We start from the raw sequence: 7,401 nt of genomic DNA, 5'->3' as shown, positions 1-7,401 counted from the left end.
GGCTTATGAAGACATTACTAACATCACGGTGTATTAATCAACGGGGAGCAGGTCACCGTCTATCCAGTGCGGATTTAATTAATGGAATAAATGATTATGAGTGATAATGATACAATCCCGAAGAAGTCTACAAGCCAGATTAACAAAGCGGTATTCTTTACATCTGCTTTGCTAATTTTCCTTCTTGTCGCCTTTGCCGCCGTATTCCCGGATGTCGCCGACAAAAATTTTAAACTACTACAGCAACAAATCTTCACGAATGCCAGCTGGTTCTACATCCTTGCTGTGGCCCTGATTTTACTAAGTGTCACGTTCCTTGGACTCTCACGCTACGGTGATATCAAGCTGGGCCCGGACCATGCGCAGCCTGATTTCAGCTACCATTCCTGGTTTGCGATGCTTTTTTCGGCAGGGATGGGGATCGGCCTGATGTTCTTTGGCGTTGCCGAACCTGTAATGCATTATCTTTCGCCTCCCGTTGGCACGCCAGAAACCGTTGCGGCAGCCAAGGAAGCAATGCGTCTGACCTTCTTCCACTGGGGACTGCACGCATGGGCAATTTATGCCATTGTGGCGCTGATTCTGGCGTTCTTCAGTTACCGTCACGGTCTGCCTTTAACTCTGCGCTCCGCACTCTATCCCATTATTGGCGATCGCATATACGGGCCTGTAGGCCATGCGGTTGATATTTTCGCTGTTATAGGCACGGTCTTTGGCGTCGCGACATCGCTGGGTTACGGCGTTTTGCAGGTGAATGCCGGTTTGAACCATCTTTTCGGGGTGCCCATCAATGAAACGGTGCAGGTTATTCTGATCGTGGTCATCACGGGGTTAGCGACGATTTCAGTGGTGTCCGGCCTGGATAAGGGAATACGTATCCTGTCTGAGCTCAATCTGGGTCTGGCGTTGTTGCTCCTGGCGCTGGTCCTGTGTCTGGGACCAACCGTGCTTCTGCTGAAGTCATTTGTGGAAAATACGGGCGGTTATCTTTCGGAACTGGTGAGTAAAACGTTCAACCTTTACGCGTATGAGCCTAAGTCGAGCAAATGGCTGGGGGGCTGGACATTACTGTACTGGGGATGGTGGCTTTCATGGTCGCCGTTTGTGGGGATGTTCATCGCACGGGTCTCCCGCGGGCGAACCATTCGCGAGTTTGTCACCGGCGTGCTGTTTGTTCCCGCGGGTTTTACGCTAATGTGGATGACAGTGTTTGGTAACAGCGCGATCTATCTCATTATGAACCAGGGGGCCACAGACCTCGCCAATACTGTTCAGCAGGATGTGGCGCTGGCCCTGTTTAATTTCCTGGAGCATTTCCCGTTCTCTTCCGTGCTGTCATTCATCGCAATGGCGATGGTCATCGTCTTCTTTGTCACGTCTGCTGACTCGGGGGCAATGGTAGTTGATACTCTGGCAACAGGTGGAGTGGCAAACACACCCGTCTGGCAGCGAATATTTTGGGCCTCGCTCATGGGCATTGTCGCAATTGCGCTTCTCCTTGCCGGAGGGCTAAGTGCGCTGCAAACAGTGACAATAGCGAGTGCATTGCCTTTCTCAGTGATCTTACTGATATCCATATACGGACTTTTAAAAGCTTTGCGCCGGGATTTGACCAAGCGTGAAAGCCTGAGCATGGCGACAATTGCTCCTACGGCTGCACGTAACCCAATTCCCTGGCAGAGAAGGTTACGCAATATCGCGTATCTGCCGAAGCGATCTCTTGTGAAACGTTTTATGGACGACGTCATCCAGCCCGCCATGACGCTGGTTCAGGAAGAGCTGAACAAGCAGGGGACGATAAGCCACATCAGTGACGCAGTCGAGGATCGTATTCGTCTTGAAGTCGATTTGGGTAACGAGCTGAATTTTATATATGAAGTGAGGCTTCGCGGGTATAGCTCACCGACCTTCGCGCTCGCCGCGATGGATAATAATGAGCAGCAGACTGAACAACATAGATATTATCGCGCTGAGGTATATCTCAAAGAAGGCGGTCAAAATTATGATGTGATGGGCTGGAACCAGGAGCAGCTGATTAATGACATACTGGACCAGTACGAAAAACATCTGCACTTCCTGCACCTCGTTCGTTAATAGCAACATGCCGTCCTGGGGGCGGCAATTATTTATCCCGGCCGCAATATGAGGAATGCAGAATGATTTCACGCTGGAAATGGATTCTGAAGCAGACAGTTAAAAAGCTATGGTTCAGGGCAACGTTATTCGCCATTGTCGCGATAATAACGGCCCTTTTATCAATTCTTTTTAAATCAATGATACCTGAGTCGGTTTCCGTGAAGGTTGGTGCGGAAGCAGTCGATAACATTCTGAACATACTGGCATCGAGTATGCTGGCAGTGACCACTTTTTCGTTGAGTATCATGGTCACAGCCTACGGTTCAGCCACTACTAATGTGACTCCCAGAGCTACGCGTTTAGTTGTTGAAGACGTAACCACACAAAATGTACTGGCCACCTTCATCGGTTCTTTTCTCTTCAGTCTGGTAGGGATTATTGCCCTCAGTATGGGAGCTTATGGAGAAAGGGGGAGAGTCATTTTATTCATTGTCACACTGGTTGTCATTGCCTTAATCCTCATCACATTGCTTCGCTGGATACAGCATTTGACCTCTCTGGGAAGGGTAGGTGAGACAACGGCAAAAGTAGAACAGGCGGCCATCGAAACATTTATTGCGAGAGCAAGAAATCCCTGTCTCGGCGGATATCCATGGCTTGAGAACAATGAACAGCCGAAAGGAACGGTTGCAGTTTATCCGAAGAAGATTGGCTATGTTGAATATATTAATATGGTGAAACTTAGCAAGCTGCTGACCAATGATCCCCGTCATGTATACCTCGTGGCGCAGCCAGGCAGTTTCATCCATCCATCCATGCCCGTTTTGTACCTGAGTCAAGGCCAGGAGTCATCAATCAGCGCCGATTTACTTGAGACGATTATTGTCTCGGATGTACGTTCATTTGCTCAGGATCCCCGATTTTGTCTTAGCGTCATGGCCGAAATAGCCTGCCGGGCACTTTCCCCCGCAGTGAACGATCCTGGAACCGCCATTGATGTCATTGGCAGAGGTGTTCGTATACTTTCCACTTACGCGCAGAATAAATCTGATGAAATAGAAGTGAAATATCCTTCAGTTCATGTTGCACCACTTCAGAATAACGATCTACTGGAAGACTTTTTCTCACCTGTCGCGCGCGATGGTGCCGGTATGAGGGAGATACAGATAAGAGTCCTTAAAGGACTGTCTATGCTGAGTAAGGGTTGGCCTGGGATATTTTCTGAGGCCGCGCATAATTTAGCATTTGAAACATTAGAGCATGCAATACGTGCTGACCATATAGATTCTGACAGATGTCTAATAAAATCAATTTATTATAATTTATTTAGTGGTGAAGACTCTAATAAAAAACCATAGTTGTGGGGAAAGTAATTAGGCCGCAGGAAAGATAATGGCAAAAAAAATTCCGAGAATGGGCGTCAGTTTTGTGGCATATGCGGGCGTGTTAATTGCGAGATGTATTAACCTATGGAGAGCAGTTCCATCTATACTCCTGTCAGCCCATGCTGGAAATATTGTTATCACTAGTCCTATCACGGAAAAGTTAATTGTATATTCTAACCCTACGCAGTATTCCGCTTAATGGCTTGCTTCTTTGTGTCTTTTCCCAACAGTATCCGACAATAAAAAGTACGTGAAGTAAACCCAACAAAATAACGCTGTACTGTATGGTCAGTCAATGTATTAGATTAACAGCTTTCGGGTATTTTTCTAGTGCTTTGAAAAAAGGAATATCAGACATTTGAAGGAATTCAGGATGTCAACACCAGTTGCTTTAGAGAAAAATGGAAACGGCTTCCTATTCACTAGATGCAATAGATAGCGGTCCTCGTTATCTGCTGAAGCAAATATTGGAATTGCATTCAACCCTCAACGACTTCTGATTTTCAAGACAGTGTCTACTTGTACATAACACATATCTGCAGCACTGTGCTGAATTAGGGCCAGATGGCACTCCAGCCCCCTGAGGTAGGGACACATCTTCAAAGATTCCAGGTTTTTTCTACTACTTTCATCAATGCCATCTCTGGAAGGCGCTGAGTAGTTATCCGCAGCAACCAGCAGAGTTATGTTGCAGACGAATAATGCTGTCTACCGGATACTGGCAGCCCCGACTCCTCTGTACTATGAGACAAAGCTCGCTCATCTCAGTAAATATTACATTCGCTGTTCCGTGTTTTGCATCAAATCACATCCTGGTTTCTCTGTTATTTAAGCAGTTCAGAACGACTTTTCAGTAACGCTTTCCCCTGCGCCAGCAGCAGGTGATTACACTGCCCTTCAATTTCTACCAGCTGATCGGCAAGCAATTGCTGAGTGTTTGCGCTGAAAGTGCCGGTCAGTTCAATTCCCGGATGGTAAGTTTTCTCGCTTCTTCCAGCGGAAGCGCTCTGGAGTAATACCAGCCCTGAGCATAACTCTGTGGCCAGAACGTCTTCAGATAGTTCACCTGCTCCTGAGTCTCTACACCCTCAAACACAATCTTATCTGCAATGGAGCGGAACATCTCATGCAGTCCGGGAAGAAGATCATATCGTAAAGATTCAGTACCAATAGCACTAGTTAGCGATTTGTCTATTTTTATTTCATCTACATCAAGCGCAGTTACCAGATTAAGATTAGAATATCCTGTCCCAAAGTCATCGATGGCAAACCTGACACCATGATTTTTATATTTATCAATGTGAATTTTCATACCTTCAAAATCCCCTCCTTGACGCTCCGTAATTTCAAGAAGGATTGTTTTATATGGGATGTTATATTCAGAAATTAATCCTAGTAGTTTATCCCTGAATTTTTCTGAATCAAGATCGCTTGGATTAATGTTTACGCTCAAAAATATTTCATTCTGAATAGCAGTATGGATAAATTCTCGGATAGCATGGTTAATGACGAATAAAGTCACATCCTCCTGCAACCCTTCCCTTTCAGAAAGCGGTATAAATACTTCAGGGCTAATATTCCCGAGTCTTTCATCTTTCCATCTGAGCAAGGCCTCAAATCCGCAGATCTGTCCGTCTTCAATTCTGTAAATAGGTTGATAGACCAGCGACAGGGCTTCATTTTTCAAAGCCTTTACAAACCTTGCAGATAGTGAACTATTGAGTTCTGCTCTGTTCATAATGATAATATAAATCATTAAACCGGAAAGTAGTGACACTGTTACTAATAACATTTGTATGCTCCAGTGCTCTGAAAATATCCCCGTAAAATACCCACCTCCTGCAACACAGAGATCATAATGTAGGCTACATGCCCTAAACACTCTAAACCTTAGTGGAACGCTATCATGCCGATCAAGAAGAGGAGCATCAGGTCCTATATTGAAGTAATGCCTGTCATGCTTACTATTTCCGACAACAGCGCTAAAGTTTTTTGAATACATATCAGTTTCGAATCGTCTGAAGACAAATGGTGATAGGGTCACCATAATACCTTCAGAAATATATCCATTGACGGATATATCATCCATAAGCTTAATACCAAAAAGCCACACTCCTTCCCGCGAAGTCCATTTTTTATCAAAATGTTCCAGACTTAAGGTGGGACGTAAACTCCCCCACAGAGCACTACAGGCTAATTCTCCTTTTATGATGTAGCCAACATCTTTAATCAACGGATAGGGCCATACTACAACCCGAAGATGTAGGATATTTTCATTAGTACATGGACTGTCTCCTATATTCAAATGTGACTTTGCAGCAGTCTTGACAGATTCAGTCTGAACCAGGAGCGATTCAGAGCGAACAAGCACATCGGAAGTATAGTCTTTAATTTTATCCCGAAAAATCAGGTAAGATACGCTCTCAGATAATACAAAAAAAATATACCAGCTGAAAGAATCGATAAAGAGAGGACTGATAGATTATGTATCCACTTTCCAGGGCTAATCAAACGTTCCAGCTTACGACTAACCATGCAGATCTCCCCTCAAATTGAAAAGATATAAAGCTATATTTTCGCCAACTTCACTGACCGATTAGCTGGCACTGAACATACTATTCCAGTATACCTATTCTTGCCTTACTCATCCCGGGTATGAATCAAATAATGTGACATGGTTCGGATAGATACTGGTTATGATTTACAGAGATAATTCATGCGTTATTAATAGCCTCGTGAAGGCTCCAGATGCATGGTGCAACTTTTAAGCGATGCATGTAATGCGGTTTTTTACCCACTAGTATAGAACGAATATTCATTTCTTGCTGGGCGATCGCACACTAAGGTGTACACCAAAATAAAGACACTCTTTTTTGAAAAAAAAAGAGTAAAATGTTGTGTGACATCGGCATTACAAAACGAAAATTCATGTTATAATCGGGTTATTATTGATAATGTTACGCATTGCAACGTGTAACCGGATATCTGCATTTGGGTGAAGATAGCTTAAGATGGATAAAAAATATGATTTTTCGCTCAGTTATGAAGCCTTAACACGGGTATGTGAAAATGCAATATGTGAACATATTCGCAGAGCAGGTTCTCTGGAAGGGTTAGGTTTCGCACTTGAATATACAAAGGCCTATGCTATCCTGGAAGTATGGTCTCTGCTGGCAGCTGCTGGCGATACATTTCCAGCTCTCATTGAGAAAGACAGAATATATCTGTTGCAACTAATTTCCGGGAAAAATAATATAGAGCTACATTAAATCATAAATTATTTGGCAGAACATCTCCGTTTTTACTTAACGCCCGCCGGAATCACTGACGTGAGGAAAATGAAATTTGTTGTGCAATAATAATTCTGATTATTCTGGTCAGTCGGATTGGCCGTAGAGTTTCAGTATTCTTGTGCGATGACAAGGCGGGATAACTACCGTCATCGCGCCCTGTCTGGAATCAATGACTTCAGTTTTAGATATAAAGAAAAAACAATATACACATTAGATAAAAGTGAGAAAAACTCGTCCTGTATAACATCAGGTAGAGTAAAGCATTTATCATTAACTTACTGAAGACGGAATAACTACATTTATACCCGAAAGCTATTCTCTTTGAATCTACTTTAGATTTCTATTATTTCTGATTGCCATAGGCTTTTTTACAGTACCCTGTGATTTCCTTGACTTCACTTTATATTTTATTATCATCCCATATAATAAAACCAGCGAAATAGACAAAACAACATACAATAACATAAAAATACCTGTGTTAACAATTAAAAAAGGAGATTAGGTCGAGTCCGTGAGTGATTTTAACATATACGCGAATTGATACAACTCATATGTGCTAGCCAGTTTCATCTTTTTCTTTATTTCTTTTATAGGCTTTGTTGAATAAATCAGATTTCGGGTAAGTCTCCCCCGTAGCGGGTTGTGTT

4 protein-coding genes and 1 pseudogene are annotated in these 7,401 nt (G+C 43.6%); 3 read left to right on the top strand and 2 right to left on the bottom strand.

What is annotated here, in order from left to right; translation table 11 throughout:
- The first annotated feature begins 96 nt into the window (after positions 1 to 96).
- Together betT and ABLU87_RS04660 are read left to right on the top strand one after the other, a co-directional pair.
- Positions 97 to 2,094 carry a choline BCCT transporter BetT gene (gene betT / locus ABLU87_RS04665; protein WP_004178088.1) on the top strand — a complete coding sequence of 666 codons (1,998 nt, stop codon included), beginning with the start codon at positions 97 to 99 and terminating at the stop codon, positions 2,092 to 2,094.
- 62 nt (positions 2,095 to 2,156) lie between these two features.
- Positions 2,157 to 3,434: a DUF2254 domain-containing protein gene (locus tag ABLU87_RS04660; RefSeq protein WP_004152070.1), complete on the top strand. Its 1,278-nt coding sequence runs from the start codon at positions 2,157 to 2,159 to the stop codon at positions 3,432 to 3,434.
- A gap of 982 nt (positions 3,435 to 4,416) precedes the next feature.
- Here ABLU87_RS04660 and ABLU87_RS04655 read toward each other — a convergent pair.
- Both ABLU87_RS04655 and ABLU87_RS04650 read right to left on the bottom strand, forming a co-directional pair.
- Positions 4,417 to 5,253 (bottom strand): EAL domain-containing protein, encoded by an 837-nt coding sequence (locus tag ABLU87_RS04655; protein WP_004178087.1) that lies wholly within the window; start codon positions 5,251 to 5,253, stop codon positions 4,417 to 4,419.
- A 63-nt stretch (positions 5,254 to 5,316) separates the two neighbouring features.
- Positions 5,317 to 5,832, bottom strand: a pseudogene (locus tag ABLU87_RS04650) (CSS-motif domain-containing protein); the annotation flags it as partial.
- Between the two features lie 640 nt (positions 5,833 to 6,472).
- On the opposite strand from ABLU87_RS04650, the gene ABLU87_RS04645 reads away from it, so the two are divergent.
- The gene (locus ABLU87_RS04645; protein ID WP_004197688.1) at positions 6,473 to 6,730 is read left to right on the top strand and encodes a hypothetical protein; all 258 of its coding nucleotides are present in this window, start codon (positions 6,473 to 6,475) and stop codon (positions 6,728 to 6,730) included.
- Positions 6,731 to 7,401: the final 671 nt, after the last annotated feature.

Source organism: Klebsiella sp. CB_Kp196 (assembly GCF_040061575.1).
GTDB lineage: Bacteria > Pseudomonadota > Gammaproteobacteria > Enterobacterales > Enterobacteriaceae > Klebsiella > Klebsiella michiganensis.
Note: the sequence above shows the minus strand (reverse complement) of the source record. Positions and strands in the feature narration are given on the sequence as shown.

Excerpts from the sequence above, each read along its gene's own strand:
- betT (WP_004178088.1), top strand. The coding sequence starts at position 97 with ATGAGTGATAATGATACAATCCCGAAGAAGTCTACAAGCCAGATTAAC.
- ABLU87_RS04660 (WP_004152070.1), top strand. The coding sequence starts at position 2,157 with ATGATTTCACGCTGGAAATGGATTCTGAAGCAGACAGTTAAAAAGCTA.
- ABLU87_RS04655 (WP_004178087.1), bottom strand. The coding sequence starts at position 5,253 with ATGTTATTAGTAACAGTGTCACTACTTTCCGGTTTAATGATTTATATT.
- ABLU87_RS04645 (WP_004197688.1), top strand. The coding sequence starts at position 6,473 with ATGGATAAAAAATATGATTTTTCGCTCAGTTATGAAGCCTTAACACGG.